The following is a 19,963-nucleotide window of genomic DNA, read 5'->3' as shown; positions in this document are numbered from 1 at the left end:
TAGATATTTATTTGCCCAGTTCAAGTTGATTTTTGATCAGGTTGTAATAGCTGCCTTTTTTAAGGAGCAAACTTTCGTGGGTACCCTGCTCCCGGATTTCACCCTGATGCAGCACCACAATCTGATCGGCATGTTTAACAGTACTCAGCCTATGGGCTACAATGAGTACCGTTTTGCCTTTAAAAAAAGTATTCAGATTATTTACAATTGATCGTTCGTTCTGCGCATCGAGGGCATTGGTTGCTTCATCCAGAAACACATAATCAGGATTTCGGTAAATCATCCTGGCGATTAACAGACGCTGTTTTTGTCCTTCGCTGAGTCCGTAACCATCCCTGCCAACCACAGTATCGTAACCAAAAGGCATCGACGAGAAAAATTCGTGCATATTGGCCATTTTAGCAGCCTCATAAAGCCGATCGAAGTCTTTTACCTCAGCACCGGCAAAAATATTATTGGCGATAGAATCCATAAACACATAGCCGTCCTGCATCACCACACCACAATGTTTCCGCCATGACTTCGCATTAACCTGGCTGATATTTTGACCACCGAGACTGATTTCACCATCGGTTAGCCCGTAAAATTTCAATAAGAGTTTGATGAGCGTTGTTTTACCACTACCGCTCATGCCCACAATTGCGGTAACTTTTCGGGCTGGAATTAACAGGTCGATATCCTTTAAAACAAAAGGAGAATGCCTGCTTCCATACTGAAAAGAAACCTTACTTAGCGAAATATCAACGGGTCCCGAATCTTTTAGTTCTTCTTTTATTTCCAGATCCTCTTCTTCTTCCTGCTGTACTTCGTCCATCCGCATCAAACTGAATTTGGTGTTTTGTGATACCCTCGAAAATTCGACCAGCTGATTAACCGGCGCATTAAGCTGTCCACATACATAAGTAACAGCCAGCATTCCACCAAGCGTAATCTGATCGTTAATCACCAGCATGGCCGCAGCATAAGTAATGAGTACATTTTTAACCTCGTTGATAAAAGAACCAACTCCCTGCATACGCTGATCGAGCTGAAGTGCTTCGAGTTTCAGGTCGAACGACTGATCCTGCAAACTTTCCCAAAGTTCTTTTTTATCCTCTTCGCTACCTGTGAGTTTGATTTCCTGCATGGCATAAAAAATCTCCAAAAGCAATTGCTGATTGGCAGAAAGCACCTTAAACTTTTTTTGATCGATGATTTTACGTTTCTGTTGAAAAGAGTTAGACCAGATGATACTAATGCCTGCCCCAATGATGAAAAGCAGGAATATTTGCCAGTTATAATAAAATAATACCCCGCCAAGTACCAATAAAGTAATGGCCGAAAGGATAAAATTAATCAGAAAATTGGTTAAAAACTCTTCTATCCGCTGGTTATCGTTTACGCGTTGCATATTGTCGCCTGCCTGGCGGTTATCAAAAAAAGAAAAAGGCAGTTTCATCAGTTTTGCCAGAAAATCTTTCAGCATAATGATACTCGTTCTGGCACCAATGCGGAACAAGATCCTCGCCCGCATAAAATCCATCAGCATCCGGCCCGAAAAGAGCATTAACTGACCTAAACAGATTAATAAAAGCAGGTTGGTATTCTTTGCACTGATGCCTTTATCAACCACCATTTGGGTAAGCAGTGGAATAATAAGTGAAAAACCACTGGCCAGCATTAAACTCACCAATACCGGCAGCCAACCTTTTCGGTGCATTTTAAGATAAGGCAATAAAGACCATAGTGAGGTTTTATGTTCGGGGATTTCCTTTAAATCAATAAAAGCCTGACCGGGCTGCAACAATAAAACCCTGCCTGATTTCTTTTCTCTATTGATTGCCCAGCCAGCCAAAAAATCCTCAATATTAAGTTTAATCTTACTGTTTAAAGCTGGATCGGCCAAATATACATATTGATCATTTACTTCATAAAGCACAACATAATGTTCTTTCTGCCAATGTAATATGCAAGGCATCGGAACATTGGCAAGTTTACTAAAAGGCAATTCTACGGCAAGGGTTTTAAATCCAAGATTATCAGCAGCATCGATTAAATCGAACATGGTTGTACCCTGTTTGCCGATCCGGCACAATTTCCTCAAATGCTGCATCGAAAGATTTTTACCATGATAAGCCGCCACCATTTTTAAACATACGGGGCCACAATCCATCGCATCGGGCTGCTTATAAAACGGGTACTTATTTCTACGGATAAAATCTTTAAACATGGACAAAAGAAAATTAGTAAATGCAATGTAGTTGCAAATATGTAAAATATAATGCAACTTTGATGCATTAAAAAACCAAAATTTTCAGATGGATAAAAAGGGTTTTGCCTCCAGGCAGATGCTGATCAAAAAAGAATTATTGCTGAATTACCGTAATAAAACGGTTCTGATTTCGGCCATCACGATATGGTTGCTCTTCATTGCCGCTACAGTGTGCACAATTTTAAACTACCAAACCAGTCATAAACAGCGTTTGGCTGCAAATGCGCTTTTCAGACAGCAATGGGAACATCAGCAGCGTAACCCACATGATGCAGGCCATTTTGGCACCTACCTGTTTAAACCAGTTAACCTGCTCAACGTTTTTGACACGGGCATAAATGATTATACGGGTAACACCTATCAGATAGAAGCACATATACAGCATGAAATGAGCGATAGCGAAGCTGAGAACAACGATGCAGCCATGCGTTTCGGAAAACTCACCTTTGCCCTGATTTTACAATTGCTTATTCCCTTATTTCTGTTATTCAATACTTCTACCAGTATTACCAGTGAAAAAGAAAGTGGTACGCTTAAAATGCTTTTGGCACAAGGTTTAAGCAGCCGGAAGCTTATCTGGGCAAAGATTTGGGCAAATTACCTGCTCATTGTAACCATTGTGCTGCCTGCTTTTATATTAATAACTATAGCGGTTTTATGTTCAACCGATTCTGCTCTGCTTCTACCCAGATTTGGATGGATCATGATAACTTTTTTATTGTATTTCTTGCTTGTCACACTGGCAGGCACCCTGATTTCGGCAATCAGTAGCCATTCTGGAAAGGCATTATTAACGGCGCTATGCCTCTGGATTTTTACCGGGATCATTTTCCCTAAAGCAATTACAGGCGTTGCAAACCGCAGCTATCCGTTAATGTCGCGTGCTACTTTTAGCGATCTGGTTGAGCAGGGTTATCGGAAAGGCATTGATGGAAACGATCCTTATGCCGTTCGTGGTGAGCGCTATATCAATAGTTTATTAAAAAAATATCATGTAGATAGTACATCTGCGCTGCCCTTTAATGTTGATGGCTTAACGCTCCAATACAATGAAGATTACCGCACCATGGCTTTTAATCATTACTTTAAATCAGTTGAAAAGAGCTTTGATCAGCAACAGCAGTTTCTCAGCATCGCAGGTATTTTTGATCCTTTCGTATCCACCAAACGTTTAGCGATGGCTTTGGCAGGATCAGATTTTTACCATCACGAACATTTTTTTAAACAGGCTCAAACTTATCGCAACCAACTCATCAGGCAACTGAACATGCAATTGGCCATGCATGGTAAGGCTGTTAAAGGTGAATACATCGTTGGACCAAAATATTTTAGCCAGCTTAAAGATTTTGAGTATCGGTTACCTGCGCTTAAACAAGTGTTAAACTTAAGAATTACCGCTTTTTTATCCCTCTTAGGCTGGATTTTGATCCTTGTATTATTTCTTCAATTTATTGCTTCACGTTATTTAGCCCTTCATTATGCAGCTGTTTAAAACCATTTTTCTATTTGAACTCCGATTGCTCGCAAGGCAAAAATTCATCCTTTTACTGATCGGTTTTTTCTTCCTGACCGGGATCTACAGCATTTACTACGGTTATCATTTTACAAAAAAGCAGTTAGCAGCTATCGACAGTCTGGAAAGTGGATATCAAAAAAAGTACAAGGAATTAGAAGCCGGTTTTTCAGCAGATACCACTACTGCCGCAGGTAAAACCCTATTTCATCAGGCTGGTATTCCTTCTGTAATCGAATACAAAAATCCTTTAAATGCCATTCATAAACCACAATCAATTAGCATTTTATCAATCGGACAGCGCGATATACAACCTTATTATGATGTGATTACCCGAAGACGCAATTTTGTGCAGGGTGCTAATGCCGAAATCTCCAATCCAGAAATGCTGGCATCCGGTAATTTTGACCTGGCTTATGTAGTGATCTACCTCATACCGGTATTGGCTATTGCATTAACCTACAATACCTGGTCGAAAGAGAAAGAGCAACAAACCGATAAGCTATTATCGCTACAAGGAATTTATTTCGGGAAGATTATTGGCTACAAACTTACTTTCCGATTTCTTTTAATTGGTTTAATGGTGTGGCTGTTGAGTATCATCGGATTTATATGTTCAGCCGCACTCATCCCATTTGATCTTACCGCCGCTATATTATGGCTGATGGGCGCCAGCGCTTATATTTTCTTCTGGTTTGCCATTACCTTTTTCATTATCAGGCTAGGCAAAAGTTCAGTGCACAGTGCTCTGTATCTTTTGGGCTTATGGTGTGGCCTGTTGATCTTATTACCTGCTTTATGCAATACAATTGTGCGGTTATATTATCCTATTCCCTTAAAAACCGATGCTGCTGTAGCGTTAAGGGAAAATAGTGAGGCGGTTTGGGCGATGCCACGTAAATTATTGATTGATACTTTTTACCTGAATAACCCAAAATACAAGCATTTAAGGGAAGCTACAGACACAAGCGAAACCAGCAATAAACGTTTTGCGGCTTATTACGATCTTTTGGGCAGACGTATGACGCGGAGCATCGAGCACTACAATCAATATCCGGCAGCACAAAATAAAGCAATGTCTGGATTAAACTGGATCAATCCGGCAACTAAAACACAATACTTATTAAATGAAATAGCCGGAACAGGCCTTAACGATTACCTTTCTTACCAGGAGCAGGTAAATGCTTTTCAAAAAACATGGGTTGATTTTATGTCAGGTTATATTATATCAGATAAAAAACTAAGCTTAAACGACTTAAGAAATTTATCTCAATTTAAACTTAAATCAATAAAAAACAAAAACCAGAATATTATTGGGGGTATTTTATATCTCTTGGGTATCAGTTTCTGCATCATTTTCCTTTCCAAAAAGATCACAGTTAAAATTTAATATAAACGATAACATACATATCAATCACACAAAAAAATGAAGAAAACTCTTTACTTAATTTTACTTCTATTTATTTCCGTACAACAGGTTTTTGCACAACACGAGAAGCGGAACAGAACATCACAGGATTCAACTGCAAAAATACGGCAGCTTAACGAAGTACGGATTGATGGACAGAAAGCCATTAAACTTAAAAAGGATACTTTGTCGAATACCTTAAGGATGCAAGTTCCTTTGTTGCAGATGCCGCAGAATATCATCAGCATATCTTCTGCCCTGATACAACAACAAGGCGGATTACAGTTAAAAGATATGGCCCGGAATGCCAGTGGCGTATATTTCGGTTATAATAGTTCTCCCTTTGATAATTCGGCATCGATAAAAGTGAGGGGATTTAATGCCGCTACCACCATAAACGGGATGCCGAATCGATTGGTTTTGGGTGCTACACTGGATGATGAATCTATAATCGAAAACCTTGAGTTTATTAAAGGTCCGGCAGGTTTTATAAGTGCTTTAGGCGAACCCGGGGGAACATTGAATATTGTAACGAAATCGCCAAAAGAAAAACTACTTAATGTACAGGTTACCGGCGGCAATTATAATCTTTTCCGTGCTACTGCAGATATTGGGAGCGCTTTAAAAAGCAAGGGCTTTTCTTACCGTTTCAATACGGCTTTCCAGCATCAGGATTCGTATCTCAACTACATGAAAACCACCAAATATGTAATTGCACCGGTGTTACAATACAATTTCAGTCCATGCACTTACCTGATTGCCGAATACAATTACATTCGCGGAGAGGTTAAAAACGGATCATCAATTAATAAATTACGTCAGGATAAAGATGTACTGCAGGATCCCATCAGCTTAAATTTCAGCGCGGGCATTGGTTTGCCTCTGAGTGTTTCGCAAACGCATACATTCAGATTTAGTGCTGTTCATAAATTTAACGAAAACTGGCAGCTAACTTCCCAATCCAATTTTGTGAAGTCGCCGGCCAATCAATGGTATATGGTATCTGCAAATAACAGAACATCGATCAGTTTTAACGACCAGGGTAAAACCAACCGCATTGCCAGCAACTCGAACCTGTTGGGCGAAACCTACAATACCAACCTGTTTTTATCGGGAAAATTTAAAATAGGCCCATTTAAACATACTTTGTTGGTCGGAAGTGATTATACCACGGGTAACGACTCATTATCTACCTATTATGGCACCATTTCTACCCCATTTGATCGGAATAACGCTAATTTTTATGTAGATCCGAATGCAGTAAATATTACCAAAAGATCAATCAGACAAGAAAACCACATCCACTATTCTGCAGCTTATGTTTATGATAATATTACGCTCGATAAGTTTTTACTAACCGTTGGTGCACGTTATACCGATTACCGCAACCGCAATATTTTAACCACAACGAAAGGCCCGCGTACGCCTGATTATTATAAACAACATGCATTTTCGCCGCGTGCTGCGCTAAGTTTTATGCCTGACTCCACCTCTTCTATTTATTTCCTCTTTGATCAATCATTTGTACCTAAAACCGGCCAGGTAGTTACTGAAACCGTGGATGGTCCACAGGCCGGACAAAAAACCGTTACCGCATCAAAACCTGTTGAACCAGAATTGGGGAATAATCTTGAGCTCGGTCTTAAAAAGAATTGGTTTAATGGCCGTTTATTAACCACTGTAAATGCTTTCCATTCGGTAAAAAGAAATGTTGCAGCGAGGGATTTTAGGAGTTACTCGGCTGCCGGAGGTGCAATTGCCTATTACCTGCAGTTGGGAGAGGTAGTAAGCAATGGTTTTGAAGTGGATGTAATCGGGAATATTACCGATCGCCTGTCACTGATCACCAATTATACTTATGTAGATGCCAAAGTTACTAAAGATAATAACCTGAACCCTACAGCGGATGATCCATCGATTGTGGGGCAAAAAATGCCTGATGTGCCTCAACAGATTTTTAATACCTGGTTGCAGTATAGTATCCCACTAAAAGGTTATAACAAAATTTCGATCAGCGCAGGTCAAACCACCATTACCAAACTTTCGGCCATTAGTCAGCGCGATACTTATTTACCCAATTACACCAAATTTGATGCTGGCTTAAGTTTCAGCAATCCCAAATACATGTTGAGATTAATTGCCGATAATTTAACCAATAAACGTTATATGGCTTCGGGAGATATTACCACCGATTTCCCTTATGCAGGCAACAATTACTTCTTTATCGAGGGCGAGCCTTTTACCATCAGACTTTCTTTGGGTGTAAAATTTTAATTTTTAAGCGGTCTGTTTAGCGATAATCAGACCGCACATTTATTCTATTCGTATATGTTAGAAGCAATCGGATTAACCAAAAAATATCAGGAGCATGTTGCCCTGAATAACCTGAATTTAAAGGTAGAAGCCGGAGAAGTATTTTGTTTGCTGGGGCAAAACGGCGCCGGCAAAACCACTACCATCAACCTTTTTCTTGGTTTTACTGCTGCCAGTAGCGGCGAGGCAAAGGTAAATGGCCTGGTGGTTAGCCCAAATAACGAGCAAACGAAGCAGTTTTTGGCCTACATCCCCGAAGTGGTGATGCTTTATGGTCATTTAAGCAGTATAGAAAACCTCGATTTTTTTAGCCGTATCGCAGGATACGCCTATAAAAAAGATGAGCTTGAAGCATTTTTATTGCAGGCAGGTTTGCAACCTGAAGCTTTTTACAAAAGAGTGGGCAGTTACAGCAAAGGCATGCGCCAAAAAGTTGGGATTGCCATCGCTGTAGCTAAAAATGCCAGGGTAATTTTAATGGATGAGCCCACAAGCGGCCTCGACCCTAAAGCTACTGATGAGTTTAGTGAAATTGTAAAACAGCTTTCGCAGGATGGCCGGAGTATTTTTATGGCCACGCACGATATTTTTAATGCAGTAAATGTGGGTACAAGGATTGGGATTATGCGGCAGGGAGAACTTGTGCATACTTTGGATGCGAAGGATATTTCGGCTGTTGATTTACAGAAATTGTATTTAGAGACGATTTAAACAAAAGCCGTCATTGAGATACACTTACAATAAAAAAACGTCATCTCGAGCGGAGTGTAACGTAGTCGAGAGATCTATTTCGAGATAGATCTCTCCGCTTCACTGCGTTGCGGTCGAGATGACGGTTTCTGAAAGATCAATTATATCTCGTAACTATAAACCGATCTTATAGCATCTCTTAAATTGTATTTCGAAGCCATTACCTCTCCATAAGCGCCGGCACTGCGGATGGCAAAGATATCACCCCTGAACGATTCAGGTTGCTCTACTTCTTTGCCAAAACAGTCGGTACTTTCACAGATTGGTCCTACTATATCATATTTTACGGCTGTTGACTCCGGACTTCCGACTTCGGACTTCCGACTTAAATTCTCTATTTTATGATACGCCTGATATAAAGCCGGACGCATTAATTCGGTCATACCGGCATCTAAAACCACAAAGTTTTTCTTTTTACCGTTTTTGATGTAGAGCACCCGAGTAATCAATGAAGCAGATTGGCCCACTAAAGCCCTGCCCAATTCGAAATGTACTTCCTGACCAGGTTTAACGGTTAAAAATTCGTTAAAAATCTTAAAGTATGATTCGAAATCAGGAATCTGGTGATCAGGATTGTAATAATCGATTCCTAAACCGCCACCAACGTTTAATACCTGAAGATTAAAACCTTTATCTTCAAACCAGGCTGCAAATTCGTTAACACGTACGCAAAGGTTTTTATAAACATCCAGATTGGTAATCTGCGAACCGATATGGAAGTGGATACCGATAAATTTTAGGTTAGGCGAAGCTTTTAAAGTTTCGGCACATTCTGGTAGGTCCCATGAGTTAATTCCGAATTTATTTTCATCTAAACCTGTGGTAATGTTGTGGTGGGTATGTGCATCAACATTTGGGTTAATGCGGATGGCTACCTGTGCGGTTTTGCCTTTTTTGGCGGCAAGTTCATTTAGGACTTCCAGTTCCTGGATAGATTCTACGTTAAAGCAGAAAATATCAAGATCAAGGGCCTCGTTTATTTCTTTATCAGATTTACCTACCCCGGCAAAAACTATTTTTTTGTTGTCGAAACCAACCTCAACAGCTCTTCTTACCTCTCCTGCGCTCACACAATCGGCACCAAAACCAATTTCTTTGATCTGGTTTAACAGCACAGCATTGAAATTTGCCTTTAGGGCATAGTGGATATGAAATTGATACGGAGCTGCTGCATCTGCACAGGTGCGCAAGGTTTTTTGCAACAAATCGGTATCATAGTAGTAAAAAGGCGTTTCAATATTGTTAAACTTTGATATATCTTTATCGGCGAACATGTTCAGATTCCTTATTATAATTTTAATTTTATTCTTTGGGCTAATTTATTTGGGTAACTACCTGGATTTAAAGCACGGAAGAATTACCCAGAAACAGTACAACGGAAAAATCCGGTTTTTTATCGTGTTGCTCTTTATTGTACTTTTCCTTTTATTTATCAAAAAATGAAGATAGCAGCAGCCGTATTTATCATCCTTATTCTTTCTGCAGGGTTATATAACTCTTACAAAAAACATAAAAACGGATTGCTACCGGCAAGCTTTCTGGCTTTTCATTTCCTAATCGGCTTGCTGGTAGCTATCGGTGCTTTTTTCCTCTTATTCGAATAATTTTACTTTAAAATTTCAGTTTTTGGGATTTTTAAAAAATCACTTACATCGTTAACTATTGATAATAATGTTCCTAATTTTAAAGGATTGTGGTTGGGAATGGTAACATGATGTGTTATTTCTCCAACGGTAATCGATAACCGAAGATGACTTCCTTTCTGACGGGTAACCTCATAACCAAATTTCTTCAGTATCTTGATTAAATCTGTAGCAGATAGATCACGCGGTGTTTTCATAAAAAAGGAAACAACTTTTACACAGTCAAAAGTTCCTCTTTAACAGAATGAATTCGGATAATTTTTGGCAGCTTATCTTCATCAAAATGACAAAGTACGGCCTCTTTGATATTGATTCTCAATTCATCCATACTCTCTGCCTCAGTAAAAATAGATTCACCTAAGGCTTTGGCTACATAGCCCCCTTCTAAACTTTCTTCTACCAAAAAAAACACCTCATTCATAATGCTAATATAAGATTTTTTATTCGAATAATCTATTGTGTAAACTTCTTAAAGCTTCAGTTTTATACTCGCTTAAAATCAAAAGCGAAACGTTATAGTTACTTCCACCGTAAGAAATCATACGGATTGGGATGTGTTTTAACCCTTCTAAAACCCTGCTGGCAAAACCATGTTTTTCTGAACCAAAGTCGCCTACCACACAAACAATGCTATGATCGGTATCCACTTCAACCGTCCCAAAACTTTCCAGTTCCTCGATAATCTGCGGTAAATGCGCTGTTTCATCAATGGTTAACGATACGGCAACCTCAGAAGTGGTAATCATATCGATTGGAGTTTTGTAACGTTCGAAAACCTCAAAAACTCGGCGTAAGAAACCATAAGCCAACAACATCCTGCTCGATTGGATACGGATAGCCGTAATGCCATCTTTAGCGGCAATCGATTTAATTTTACCCCTTTCGCTATCATGCGTAATCAAAGTACCAGCTGCAGAAGGTTCCATAGTATTTAGCAAGCGGACCGGGATTTTGTATTTCTGTGCCGGGAAAACCGATTGCGGATGCAGAATCTTCGCACCGAAATAAGCCAGCTCGGCTGCTTCGTCGAATGATAACTGCGCAATTGGTTTAGTGCCTTTAACAATACGTGGATCGTTATTATGCATCCCGTCGATATCCGTCCAGATTTGAACTTCTTCGGCCAGAATTGCTGCACCTAAAAGAGATGCAGTATAATCGCTACCGCCACGGCGCAGGTTATCTACTTCGCCAAAACTGTTTCTGCAGATGTATCCTTGCGTAATGAATAATTTATTGTCTTTATGTTGTTCCAGTAACGGTGTTAAATGTTTGGTGGTAAAAGGGATATCAGGTTCATTATCCTCATCTGTTTTCATAAAATCCAGCGCCGGCAACAATACTGATGGTACGCCGATAGATTTCAGATAAATGTGATATAAAGTTGTAGATAATAACTCGCCTTGAGCTAATACCACTTTTTCTTCAATTGAAGTAAAAATATCGTTTGCCAATCCGGCCAAAAAGCCAAAATGATAATCGATTACTTCATTTCCCTGCTCCTGAAACTCGGCAGCAGGCAATAATTCAACAACAAAAGTTTTATATTTTTGATATAGATTTTCGACGCACTCGCTTCCCTTCTTCTTATCCCCAGCTAAAAAATGATTTGCAATTTCCACTAAACTATTTGTAGTACCAGACACGGCTGATAAAACTACAATCTGCTCTTCATTTGGATTAATGATATCCAACAATTTCGTCATGCGCTCGGGACTACCTACAGAAGTACCCCCAAATTTTAATATTTTCATCTTAATCAATTGGTTTTTATCCGGGATGAAACGACGGTAACGCTGCAAGTTTTACAACTATTTTAAAAAAGTTACAATCGCCCACCATTAATACTGGATTTTCTTTATTATTGTATCGGGGCGTGAAAATAAGCAAAAGCAGCTTAAAAGCAACACCCTCAACAAAATAAAATTTGGATGGATTGAAATAAATGGTTTTTAACCAAACATCATCCGTTAAAATTTGTTCAACACCAGATATTAAATTAAAAAAACAGCTCAATGCAGGCAATTGACCAATCAACACAAGCTACAATCAATCAGTGGCTAAGTGGAAATTATGATGAAAATACCAAGGCAGAAATACAAGCCCTTGTAGATAAAGATGCAACCACCGAATTAACCGATGCATTTTACAGAAGTTTAGAATTTGGAACGGGTGGTTTACGTGGTATTATGGGCGCAGGCTCTAACCGTATCAACAAATATACCATTGGTACCGCTACCCAGGGGTTAGCAAATTACCTGAACAATAAATATCCTGGCGAAGAAATCCGCGTAGCCATTGCACACGATAGCCGCAATAATTCTGATTATTTTGCAAAAATTACTGCAGATGTTTTCTCTGCCAACGGCATTAAAGTTTATTTCTTTTCTGCTTTAAGGCCAACACCTGAATTATCTTTCGCAGTACGTCATTTTGGTTGCAAAAGCGGTGTGATGTTAACGGCATCGCATAACCCTAAAGAATACAACGGTTACAAAGCTTATGGTGCTGATGGTGGTCAGTTTACCTCTCCTGATGACAAACTGGTAATTGATGAAGTAAATAAAATTAAAAGCATCGACGAAGTTAAATTTGACCGTGTTGAGGCAAACATTCAATTAATCGGCGAAGATGTTGATAAATTGTATTTAGATGGCATCACTGCACTTTCTATTTCTCCGGAAGCCATAAAGAGACAGCACGATCTAAAAATTGTGTACTCTCCTATACATGGTACGGGAATTACCTTAGTTCCTAAAGCTTTAGAACAGTTTGGTTTTACAAATGTAACCATTGTTGAAGAGCAAAGCACACCAGATGGAAATTTCCCAACAGTAGTTTATCCTAACCCTGAAGAAAAAGAAGCTTTAACCCTTGCCATGAATAAAGCAAAGGAAATTGATGCTGATTTAGTATTGGCCACAGATCCTGATGCCGACCGTGTAGGTATTGCGGTTAAAGACAATGATGGAGAATGGGTTTTGCTTAATGGTAACCAAACCGGTAGTTTATTGATCAATTATTTATTGTCGGCCTGGCAAGACAGCGGCAAATTAGATGGCAACCAGTTCATTGTAAAAACCATTGTTACTTCTAACCTGATCGAAGAAATTGCCAAAAAGAAAAATGTAACCTATTATAATACTTTAACAGGATTTAAGTACATCGGTCAGTTAATGACAGAACTGGAAGGTAAAAAATATTTTATTGGTGGTGGTGAAGAAAGTTATGGCTACCTGATCGGTGATCTGGTACGTGATAAGGATGCAGTGGTTTCTGCGGCGTTCATCTCTGAAATGACAGCTTACTACAAAGATAAAGGTGCAAGTTTATACAACGCCTTATTAGATATGTATGTAGAATATGGCCTTTATAAAGAAGATTTAGTTTCATTAACCAAAAAAGGTAAATCAGGTGCCGAAGAAATTAAGGCCATGATGGTTAAATTCAGGGAAAATCCGCCTGCATCATTAGGCGGATCGAAAGTTTCGGTACTGAAAGATTACGAACTAAGCCAGGAAACTGATTTAGCAACAGGCAAAGTAACCAAATTAGACTACCCAACTTCTGATGTTTTACAGTTTATTACCGAAGATGGAAGTATTGTTTCGGCCCGTCCGAGTGGTACAGAACCAAAAATTAAGTTCTATTGCAGTGTTAATGCACCTTTAGCCGATAGAAAGGATTTTGATGCGGTTAATGCACAACTTGGAGAAAAGATTAAAGCAGTAATGGCTGATTTGCAGGCATAGTTTTAATCACTGATACCACAATTTATCCCGACAATTCGGGAGATAAAAAAGATAAACACAGATGAATGAGCTTCATCTGTGTTTTTTGTTTAGTGCCATCACTCATTTGTTTTGCTACATCTTATTTTATTTGCCACGGAGGCACGGATTAGCACGGAGGATTTGCGATTATTAATTAATTAACTCCTTTACGTTTTTCTTAGAAATATAAATAATAGCAGGTTGATTTTTTTCAGATGAAACAGACTTTCCTGTTTTTTTATCGTGGATACTCTGCGTGGCTGAGACATACAATCTTCCCATCTCATCTACATGTAGATTGGTGATTTGGTTATCAAAAGGAACAGGAAGTATCTTTGAAAATCCATGTTCGAAAATTTCAATATCACGTTTTAAGATATAATTATGATCCGGATTACCATTAATGGGTTCTAAATTTTCTTTTAGTTTAATTTTCACCTGATTATCCAGAGCAATCGTTGCAAATTCCTGCGATCTTTCTTCAGAAACATTATATTGAGTACATCTTTTCCAGGTAAATCCTTTATCGAGTGTAAAAAACTGACTAAATGTGGCAAGCAATTGATTGTCTTTGTTTTTAAGGCTATTGGCCTGCAATGCGAAAACCGTATCCTTAACTGATAAAAAACCGTAGATAGGTTGATGATTTACCTTTGTTCTTTGCCACGTTTTGCCCTTATTGGTAGTTTGGTAGATTTCGGTAAGGGTTGATACCATTAGCGTATCATCAATATTTCCGTAAATGGCATGGGCTTCTTTCCCATCTGCAATTTCGATTCTGGTCCAATTGGGATCATTAAACGTAGGCGGTACATCTGGCATCTCTTTTTTGGCGCATGATGACAGTACCATCATCATCGCGATAGTTTTAAGTAATTTCATAGGTTTCATTTTTGTGTAGGGCAAGATAAGTAAAATTTATTTTAAACTAAAAATACAGGTAATTTGTAGGCACGGAGTTTTTAATCACAGATCTATTTCTGGTCTTAGCGTCGCGCTAAGACCTTTCGTTTTGCCATATCCTTTTTATTTGCCACGGAGACACAGATAGCACAGAGAAGTTATAGCTAAGAATGCATAAGAAAGTATTCCGTGACCTCCGTGAATCCGTGGCAAAAAACATTGTACAACCATCAAATTCATTTTTTCTTTGCTGCAATCAATTTCTTTAATACTTTTGCAGCGCAATACCATGTTCAAAAAAATCCTTATATATCTTATCATCACATGCACCGTTAGCAACGGTTTTATGCAATTGGTCATTTATTCGGGTTATAAAATGAACAAAGAATACATTACCAGTGTATTTTGTATCAATAAAGAACATCCTGAACTGCATTGCGATGGACAGTGTTTCCTGGCCAAAAAACTAAAAGACCTCGAAGGTAAAAATAAACAGGCGCAGGAAAACCTAAAGAGAGTTACTGAAGCTGAACCCAGATTTCAGACGGTAGCTTTAAATCATCAGATTCCTTATTTTATCATCACTTCAGAAAATCTTTATATCGAAAAACCGGTTAAAGATCTTTCAATTTCTATTTTTCATCCGCCGAAAACGGTTTAAGTAATTCTTAGTTTTTATGTGTTAGTATGGCTACTGCACTGTTTGGCTATTTGCCATGCGGAGCACAGCGAAGAATCACTTTCATAAAAACAGTCGTCATCTCGACTGAAGCACAGTCCCGAATATCCGGGAGAGAGATCTATTAAAATAGATTTCTCGACCACACTGCGTTCCGCTCGAAATGACGGCCAAGCGTAGGCTAACAACAAATTATTTTTTACTTATTCAATTTTCTTAAAATGAAATTATCACAATACTTATTGGCATTAGTATGTCCTATTATACTATTATCTTCATGCAAAAAAAGCACCGAAGAAGTTACCCCTGATGCTAAATCTACCTTTTCCATCGAGTTCGAAAACCAGGTAAACGGAAGTCCGCTGGTTTTAAATACCACTACTTATAAAAATGCAAAAGGCGAAGATTTTAAAATCAACATCTTTAAATATTATGTAAGTAACATCAAGTTAAGCAAAGCTGACGGAACCACTTACCTGATACCGGAAAGCTATTTTTTAATTGATGCTTCGAAAGCTGAATCGACAAACATTACCTTAAAAGACGTTCCTACGGGCGATTATACTAAAATCGAATACACCATTGGTGTAGATTACGCCCGTAACTTTGCTGGTGCACAAACCGGCGCTTTAGATCCTATAAACGGTATGTTCTGGACCTGGAACAGTGGTTACATCTTTGTTAAGCTCGAAGGAACTTCACCACAATCAACAGATACAGGCAACAAGCTTACCTTCCATATTGGCGGTGTTACCGATCCAAATAACACCATCAGAACATTTGCTACGGAAATTAATTCGGCAAATCCGCTCCGCGTACGCACCGATGGCAAACCGAATATGCACTTTATTGTTAACGCAGCTGCATTATTTACAGGTAAAACGGATATCAGCTTTGCCTCGCTAAATTTCACTATGGGTGGTGCAAACTCTGTAATTGTAGCCAACAACTATACAAATGGTTTATTCCGTTTAGATCATATCCATAACTAATGTTGAGGAAAATAACCGTTATCGCAGTGCTTTTATTAAGCACTGCGATGATGTATGCCTGTAGCAAAAATGAAGATGAAATAACACCCGAAGAAAAGAAGATTACCTTTTCTATTCCGGCTAACTTTCCTGCTCCGGCATACAATTTCGAAGACAATAAATTAACCAATGCAGGTTTTGCACTAGGCAAGAAATTATTTTATGAAGCCCGGTTATCGGCCGATAAAAGCGTTTCGTGCGGAAGCTGCCACCAGCAATTTGCCGCTTTTACACAACTCGATCATAAAGTGAGCCACGGTGTAAACAACTGTCAGGGAAAGCGGAATACACCTCCCCTTGTTAACCTGGCCTGGCAAAAAGCTTTTTTTTGGGATGGTGGTGTAAAAAACATCGAAACTTCGCCACTTAATGCGATTACCGATGCCTGCGAAATGGGGACGGATATAGAAACCATTGTTGCATTCCTGAAAAGTACAGCACCTTATCCAGATTTATTTAAACAGGCTTTTGGCTCAACCGAAATCAATTCTCAGCTTATTTTAAAGTCAATTACGCAATTTACAGCAGTATTGGTTTCGGGCAATTCTAAATACGATAAGGTAACGCGCAAAGAAGGTGGCATTTCTTTCAGTGCAGCAGAACTGGCTGGATACAATCTTTTTAAAGAAAAATGTAGCTCCTGCCATGCAGAGCCATTTTTTACCGATTTTTCGTACCGGAGCAACGGATTGGATCTGGTAAGTACAGACGAAGGTCGTTCTCACATAACAGGTGTATCTTCAGATTTTGGCAAATTCCGTGTACCTACCTTGCGCAACATCGAATATACCAGTCCCTACATGCACGATGGCCGCTTTTATAGTTTAGACGAGGTTTTGGAACACTATAATTCTGGCGTTAAATCCTCAGCCAATCTCGATCCTCAGTTAAAAAACGGCATCCCGTTAAGCTCAACGGAAAAAGAGCAGATCAAAGCATTTTTAAAAACATTAACAGACAATGAATTTATCAAAAATACATTATACAGCGAGTCGTAAACTATTAATTCTGGTTTTCGTAGTTATGAGCAGTCAGGCTTTTGCCTGCGATATCTGCGGTTGTTTTATGGGCATTACCCCTTATTATAACCGTAATAGTATCAGTCTTTTATACCGTTACCGTTCTTTTAATGGTTACGAAGGTCAATCGCACTCGCTGTTTCCTAATGGAGGAAATTTCTTTATACCCGCGCGGAGTCAGGATTCGCCTATTACTAATCACGCAGGTAATCCAGGAGATTATGAATTATACCGTTCTTTAGAAATCAGGGGAAAGTATTTTATCAACAGTAAAATCGAAATCAATGCCATTTTGCCTTATGTTTCGAACAGTGACCGTTATAATGGCTATACTTCGTCTATTTCTGGTGTAGGCGATATCAATCTGTATGCAGGCTATCACCTTGTCCAAAAACTCGAAGATAACTTTAAACAGCAATTGATTGCCGGTGCAGGCATAAAATTACCTACCGGGAAAAACGATTTCAAAAATACTGCTGGCATCCGCTATTCTTCCCTAATGCAGGCTGGAACCGGCAGCACTGACGGTTTTGTATACCTGAACTATATGGTTGGCCTGGGCAAATTTGGGGCAAGTTTAAATACCTCTTATAAAGTTAACGGCACCAATAGCCGCGATGAAGGCATTGCCAACAGCACCACCAGTTTCCTGAATATTTTTTACAAGCAAAGTATCGGCAAGGATGTGCAGCTAATGCCATCAGCACAATTCTTTTACGAATATTCTGCAGGAGAAAAATACAAAGGTCAGAAAACCGGTGAACATGTGATGAATAACCTGATGGGCGGTGCAGGCGTGGATGTTTTTTATAAAAATATAGCTTTGAATGCCGGTATTCAGAAAAATATCTGGGAAGCAAAAACCGACCACCCAATGAGCGCCGGTAAGGTTTATGTTGGAATTACCTATAATTTTTAAATCATAATTATATGAACAGATTAAACATTACAATATTCAGTTTGATAACGCTTTTATTTTTCGCGTGTAAAACAGAACCTGACTCGAAAGCAGTACGCAAAGAGGTGCTTAATATCCATGATAAACTCATGATTGATGGAGAAAAAGTAGTGAAGAATAAAATGAAACTCGATAAGATATTGATTTCTGATCAGGTTAAAATGGCAACAGATTCCACTCAGCAAAAACAAAAAATTAGCGATTTAATCAACAGGTTAAACGCTGCCGATGAAAAAATGATGGATTGGATGCATTTCTTCAAAGATGATTTTAAAGGAAAAACCGAACAGGAAGATCTTGATTATTATAAAGCAGAAATGGTTAAAATCAGGGCCGTGGAAGACGCTTATATTAAGGTTACAAGAGAATCGGATTCGTTAATTAAGGTATACCAAGTAAAATAAATAGTTAGATAGTCAGAGGTCCGAAGACCGAAGTCGGAGGTTTAGAAGCATACCTCTAATCATCTAAACTTCGGTCTTCGGACGGCCGACTTCGGACTTAAAAGAAAATTCAAAATGAAAAAAATAATTTTAGCTACAATTCTAATTGGAGCAGCAATAATAGCTTTAAAATCGAATGCAAACACCATAGTTGGCAGAACAATAACAAACCCAATCGATTCAGCAAAAAAGGTAATAATAGATCCCGTTTGTAAAATGAAAATTAAGGCAAACACTTCTAAAACCACAGTTTATAATAAAATCACTTATAATTTTTGTTCGGAAAGCTGTAAGCAGAAGTTTTTGGCAGAACCGGCAAAGTACGTGAAGAAATAGGTCGGAAGACCGAAGTCCATGTAGGAGGAGCGCCAGTCGTCACCCTAAATTTATTTCAGGGTCAATCATGCTAGATAGATGCTGACCACGAAGTAGATATTAGACTTTTAAAAACATCAAAAAAGCTAATAAAATAAATTCAGCATGACGATATCTCCCCAAAGAATTACCTCGTATATTTACATTTTTAAATTAAAATCATGAATAAAATCACAGCTTATCTGGCAACATCCCTGCTGGCCATTTCCATATTTACCGCTTGCAAACAAGAACGAAAACTTCCTTTTTATGGCGAACGCCATGCCGAAACCGTTAAAGATGCCGCCGGTGCAGAAAAAATCGATACCGTTTACCAAACCATTCCAGATTGGTCTTTCCTGAATCAGGATAGCGTAGTAACCACCAATAAAGCAACTGATGGAAAGATTTATGTAGCCGATTTCTTCTTCACTTCCTGCACCACCATCTGCCCAACCATGCACCGCAATTTAATGACGATTTATAACGATTTTAAAACCAACCCTGATGTGATGTTCGTATCGCATACCATCGATTTTAAATACGACAAACCTCATGTTTTAAAGAAATATGCTCAAAAATTAGGCGTTGATGGCCCCAAATGGCAATTTCTTTATGGCACAAAAGATAGTGTTTATACCTTGGCCGAAAAGAACTATTTAGTAGCTGTTGGTGAAGACAGTACTGCTAAAGATGGTTATATTCACCAGGGTTACCTCGTATTAATCGATAAAGACAGGCGTATCCGTGGCGCTTATGATGGCACTAAAGAAGACCAGGTAGAACAATTGAAAAAAGATATTCCTGTTTTATTGGCGGAGTATAAAAAGTAAGATCAGCCACGGAGGCACGGATTAACATGGAATAATGCTATTTTATTTCATACTTCCGGCATTACATAAACAATATTTTAACCACAGATATA

Annotated in this window: 19 protein-coding genes; 13 read left to right on the top strand and 6 right to left on the bottom strand. The window is 38.8% G+C overall.

Features of this window, described 5'->3' with window-relative positions:
- Window positions 1–7 precede the first annotated feature (7 nt).
- The gene (locus DRW42_RS10945) at window positions 8–2,209 is read right to left on the bottom strand and encodes a peptidase domain-containing ABC transporter (protein ID WP_113948868.1); all 2,202 of its coding nucleotides are present in this window, start codon (window positions 2,207–2,209) and stop codon (window positions 8–10) included.
- Between the two features lie 88 nt (window positions 2,210–2,297).
- Between DRW42_RS10945 and DRW42_RS10940 the strand changes: the two genes are divergently transcribed.
- Genes DRW42_RS10940 through DRW42_RS10925 form a run of 4 tightly spaced genes read left to right on the top strand, consistent with a single transcriptional unit; the run spans window position 2,298 to window position 8,196 of the window.
- The gene (locus tag DRW42_RS10940) at window positions 2,298–3,743 is read left to right on the top strand and encodes a DUF3526 domain-containing protein (protein WP_113948867.1); all 1,446 of its coding nucleotides are present in this window, start codon (window positions 2,298–2,300) and stop codon (window positions 3,741–3,743) included.
- Window positions 3,730–5,154 (top strand): DUF3526 domain-containing protein, encoded by a 1,425-nt coding sequence (locus DRW42_RS10935; protein ID WP_113948866.1) that lies wholly within the window; start codon window positions 3,730–3,732, stop codon window positions 5,152–5,154. Before DRW42_RS10940 ends, DRW42_RS10935 begins: the two co-directional genes overlap by 14 nt.
- A gap of 36 nt (window positions 5,155–5,190) precedes the next feature.
- On the top strand, window positions 5,191–7,446 hold the full coding sequence (locus tag DRW42_RS10930) for a TonB-dependent siderophore receptor (protein ID WP_113948865.1): 2,256 nt from the start codon (window positions 5,191–5,193) through the stop codon (window positions 7,444–7,446).
- Window positions 7,447–7,500: 54 nt separating this feature from the next.
- Window positions 7,501–8,196, top strand: coding sequence for an ABC transporter ATP-binding protein (locus DRW42_RS10925; RefSeq protein WP_113948864.1), 696 nt, complete (start codon window positions 7,501–7,503; stop codon window positions 8,194–8,196).
- Window positions 8,197–8,336: 140 nt separating this feature from the next.
- On the opposite strand, the gene lysA is transcribed toward DRW42_RS10925, so the two are convergent.
- Window positions 8,337–9,509: a diaminopimelate decarboxylase gene (gene lysA / locus DRW42_RS10920; RefSeq protein WP_113948863.1), complete on the bottom strand. Its 1,173-nt coding sequence runs from the start codon at window positions 9,507–9,509 to the stop codon at window positions 8,337–8,339.
- Window positions 9,510–9,674: 165 nt separating this feature from the next.
- On the opposite strand from lysA, the gene DRW42_RS28760 reads away from it, so the two are divergent.
- Complete coding sequence (locus DRW42_RS28760; RefSeq protein WP_158544324.1) at window positions 9,675–9,839, top strand: hypothetical protein; 165 nt, start codon at window positions 9,675–9,677, stop codon at window positions 9,837–9,839.
- A gap of 2 nt (window positions 9,840–9,841) precedes the next feature.
- Here DRW42_RS28760 and DRW42_RS10915 read toward each other — a convergent pair whose 3' ends face one another.
- The 3 genes from DRW42_RS10915 to DRW42_RS10905 are packed head-to-tail and all read right to left on the bottom strand — an operon-like array spanning window position 9,842 to window position 11,632.
- On the bottom strand, window positions 9,842–10,075 hold the full coding sequence (locus tag DRW42_RS10915; protein ID WP_113948862.1) for a type II toxin-antitoxin system HicA family toxin: 234 nt from the start codon (window positions 10,073–10,075) through the stop codon (window positions 9,842–9,844).
- A 17-nt stretch (window positions 10,076–10,092) separates the two neighbouring features.
- Entirely contained in the window at window positions 10,093–10,299 is a 207-nt protein-coding gene (locus DRW42_RS10910) for a 2-oxoisovalerate dehydrogenase (RefSeq protein ID WP_113948861.1), read from the bottom strand.
- 19 nt (window positions 10,300–10,318) lie between these two features.
- Entirely contained in the window at window positions 10,319–11,632 is a 1,314-nt protein-coding gene (locus DRW42_RS10905) for an aspartate kinase (protein ID WP_113948860.1), read from the bottom strand.
- Window positions 11,633–11,893: 261 nt separating this feature from the next.
- Here DRW42_RS10905 and DRW42_RS10895 point away from each other — a divergent pair, with 261 nt between their 5' ends.
- Window positions 11,894–13,630 (top strand): phospho-sugar mutase, encoded by a 1,737-nt coding sequence (locus tag DRW42_RS10895; RefSeq protein WP_113948858.1) that lies wholly within the window; start codon window positions 11,894–11,896, stop codon window positions 13,628–13,630.
- 171 nt (window positions 13,631–13,801) lie between these two features.
- Here DRW42_RS10895 and DRW42_RS10890 read toward each other — a convergent pair whose 3' ends face one another.
- Entirely contained in the window at window positions 13,802–14,533 is a 732-nt protein-coding gene (locus DRW42_RS10890) for a hypothetical protein (RefSeq protein WP_147243724.1), read from the bottom strand.
- 397 nt (window positions 14,534–14,930) lie between these two features.
- On the opposite strand from DRW42_RS10890, the gene DRW42_RS10885 reads away from it, so the two are divergent.
- The 7 genes from DRW42_RS10885 to DRW42_RS10855 all read left to right on the top strand — a co-directional run bounded on the left by DRW42_RS10885 (window position 14,931) and on the right by DRW42_RS10855 (window position 19,871).
- Entirely contained in the window at window positions 14,931–15,215 is a 285-nt protein-coding gene (locus DRW42_RS10885; protein WP_158544323.1) for a hypothetical protein, read from the top strand.
- Window positions 15,216–15,454: 239 nt separating this feature from the next.
- Complete coding sequence (locus DRW42_RS10880; RefSeq protein WP_113948855.1) at window positions 15,455–16,225, top strand: MbnP family protein; 771 nt, start codon at window positions 15,455–15,457, stop codon at window positions 16,223–16,225.
- Window positions 16,225–17,262, top strand: coding sequence for a cytochrome-c peroxidase (locus DRW42_RS10875; protein ID WP_244215245.1), 1,038 nt, complete (start codon window positions 16,225–16,227; stop codon window positions 17,260–17,262). Before DRW42_RS10880 ends, DRW42_RS10875 begins: the two co-directional genes overlap by 1 nt.
- Complete coding sequence (locus DRW42_RS10870) at window positions 17,225–18,202, top strand: transporter family protein (protein ID WP_113948854.1); 978 nt, start codon at window positions 17,225–17,227, stop codon at window positions 18,200–18,202. The genes DRW42_RS10875 and DRW42_RS10870 overlap by 38 nt, the downstream gene beginning before the upstream one ends.
- A gap of 11 nt (window positions 18,203–18,213) precedes the next feature.
- Window positions 18,214–18,645: a hypothetical protein gene (locus tag DRW42_RS10865; protein WP_113948853.1), complete on the top strand. Its 432-nt coding sequence runs from the start codon at window positions 18,214–18,216 to the stop codon at window positions 18,643–18,645.
- Between the two features lie 114 nt (window positions 18,646–18,759).
- Window positions 18,760–19,020, top strand: a complete 261-nt coding sequence (locus DRW42_RS10860) for a YHS domain-containing protein (RefSeq protein WP_113948852.1) — start codon at window positions 18,760–18,762, stop codon at window positions 19,018–19,020.
- A 200-nt stretch (window positions 19,021–19,220) separates the two neighbouring features.
- Window positions 19,221–19,871, top strand: coding sequence for an SCO family protein (locus DRW42_RS10855; RefSeq protein ID WP_113948851.1), 651 nt, complete (start codon window positions 19,221–19,223; stop codon window positions 19,869–19,871).
- The last annotated feature ends 92 nt before the right edge of the window (window positions 19,872–19,963 follow it).

The organism is Pedobacter miscanthi, assembly GCF_003315595.1.
In the GTDB taxonomy this organism is placed as follows: Bacteria; Bacteroidota; Bacteroidia; order Sphingobacteriales; family Sphingobacteriaceae; genus Pedobacter; species Pedobacter miscanthi.
This window is presented reverse-complemented; position numbering and strand designations above follow the sequence as displayed.

Coding starts and splice junctions, on each gene's coding strand:
- DRW42_RS10945 (WP_113948868.1), bottom strand. CDS start 2,209: ATGTTTAAAGATTTTATCCGTAGAAATAAGTACCCGTTTTATAAGCAG.
- DRW42_RS10940 (WP_113948867.1), top strand. CDS start 2,298: ATGGATAAAAAGGGTTTTGCCTCCAGGCAGATGCTGATCAAAAAAGAA.
- DRW42_RS10935 (WP_113948866.1), top strand. CDS start 3,730: ATGCAGCTGTTTAAAACCATTTTTCTATTTGAACTCCGATTGCTCGCA.
- DRW42_RS10930 (WP_113948865.1), top strand. CDS start 5,191: ATGAAGAAAACTCTTTACTTAATTTTACTTCTATTTATTTCCGTACAA.
- DRW42_RS10925 (WP_113948864.1), top strand. CDS start 7,501: ATGTTAGAAGCAATCGGATTAACCAAAAAATATCAGGAGCATGTTGCC.
- lysA (WP_113948863.1), bottom strand. CDS start 9,509: ATGTTCGCCGATAAAGATATATCAAAGTTTAACAATATTGAAACGCCT.
- DRW42_RS28760 (WP_158544324.1), top strand. CDS start 9,675: ATGAAGATAGCAGCAGCCGTATTTATCATCCTTATTCTTTCTGCAGGG.
- DRW42_RS10915 (WP_113948862.1), bottom strand. CDS start 10,075: ATGAAAACACCGCGTGATCTATCTGCTACAGATTTAATCAAGATACTG.
- DRW42_RS10910 (WP_113948861.1), bottom strand. CDS start 10,299: ATGAATGAGGTGTTTTTTTTGGTAGAAGAAAGTTTAGAAGGGGGCTAT.
- DRW42_RS10905 (WP_113948860.1), bottom strand. CDS start 11,632: ATGAAAATATTAAAATTTGGGGGTACTTCTGTAGGTAGTCCCGAGCGC.
- DRW42_RS10895 (WP_113948858.1), top strand. CDS start 11,894: ATGCAGGCAATTGACCAATCAACACAAGCTACAATCAATCAGTGGCTA.
- DRW42_RS10890 (WP_147243724.1), bottom strand. CDS start 14,533: ATGAAATTACTTAAAACTATCGCGATGATGATGGTACTGTCATCATGC.
- DRW42_RS10885 (WP_158544323.1), top strand. CDS start 14,931: ATGAACAAAGAATACATTACCAGTGTATTTTGTATCAATAAAGAACAT.
- DRW42_RS10880 (WP_113948855.1), top strand. CDS start 15,455: ATGAAATTATCACAATACTTATTGGCATTAGTATGTCCTATTATACTA.
- DRW42_RS10875 (WP_244215245.1), top strand. CDS start 16,225: ATGTTGAGGAAAATAACCGTTATCGCAGTGCTTTTATTAAGCACTGCG.
- DRW42_RS10870 (WP_113948854.1), top strand. CDS start 17,225: ATGAATTTATCAAAAATACATTATACAGCGAGTCGTAAACTATTAATT.
- DRW42_RS10865 (WP_113948853.1), top strand. CDS start 18,214: ATGAACAGATTAAACATTACAATATTCAGTTTGATAACGCTTTTATTT.
- DRW42_RS10860 (WP_113948852.1), top strand. CDS start 18,760: ATGAAAAAAATAATTTTAGCTACAATTCTAATTGGAGCAGCAATAATA.
- DRW42_RS10855 (WP_113948851.1), top strand. CDS start 19,221: ATGAATAAAATCACAGCTTATCTGGCAACATCCCTGCTGGCCATTTCC.